Below are 1033 nucleotides of genomic sequence, written 5' to 3' on the forward strand. Positions count from 1 at the left end.
GTGGCGGGCCGATACAAGGTCGTGCTGATCACCAAGGGGGATCTTCTGGACCAGGAACGCAAGCTGGCGCAATCGGGCCTGGGCGATTTGTTCGACGGCGTCGAGGTTGTCTCCGAGAAAACACCAGAAGTCTATCTGGACATCTTCACCCGCCACGGCGACGGTGCTGTTCGCGCGATGATGGTCGGCAACTCGATGCGCTCGGACGTGGTTCCGGTGATCGAGGCCGGCGGCTGGGGCACCTATGTGCCGCACGGGCTGGTCTGGGAGGTCGAACACGCCGAAGCCCCTGAGCACAGCCCCCGCTATACCGAGATTCCCGATCTGAGCGGACTGGCAGATTTGGTGAACAGTCTTTGCTGACAGTCGAGGGCATTGGATGCTGGACGGGCCTGCCCCGGCCAGCTATCGCTTTGCCGACCCAAAGCGGAGACGCCGGAAGATGCCGCATGCCGAACTGAAATACTCCAGCGATCTGGCCATCGACGCCAAATCCATCCTGGCCGAGATCGAAGCCGTGATCCTGGACCACGACAGCGGTGCCGGCGCCTGCAAGGGCCGGGCCTATCCGGTGGCACAGTTCCATCACAGCCACATTGCCATCACTGTCGCCCTGCTGACCAAGCCGCACCGGGACGAGGCATTTTCCCGCGCCTTGCTTGCGGACCTCGAATCCCGCATCAAGGCGCGGCTCGGCCAACCTTGCGAATTCTCGCTCGGCCTCAGCTATTCCACACCCTTCTACGTGACCAATTTTCACGCGGGTTAACGGTCCGAACCCGCTCTATGCGGCCTGCAGGGCTGGAAATCAGCTGCACAGCGATCTGGAAAACACAACTTTTTCCGGTAACCTTCTGTTAGCATTTACCGCATCTAGAGGGGCCGCCGGACATCCCCACAAGATGCCGGCAGAATGGCGCACATAGCGCCTAACACCCCTTTTCGCCGCGGTTTATTCCTTATCAACCCTGTGTTAGGCTTTTGCTCACAGGCAAAAACGTCAGCCGGAAAACCGGCGGCATGAGGCAAACAT

General features: G+C 60.3%; 1 protein-coding gene and 1 pseudogene. Both read left to right on the forward strand.

All coding sequences use genetic code 11. From position 1 onward, the window contains the following. Positions 1 to 363: pseudogene (locus A2I95_RS42000) on the forward strand (HAD family hydrolase); the annotation flags it as partial. Between the two features lie 79 nt (positions 364 to 442). Further along, positions 443 to 769, forward strand: coding sequence for a hypothetical protein (locus A2I95_RS42005; protein WP_291738169.1), 327 nt, complete (start codon positions 443 to 445; stop codon positions 767 to 769). The last annotated feature ends 264 nt before the right edge of the window (positions 770 to 1033 follow it).

The organism is Leisingera sp. F5, from assembly GCF_001593695.1.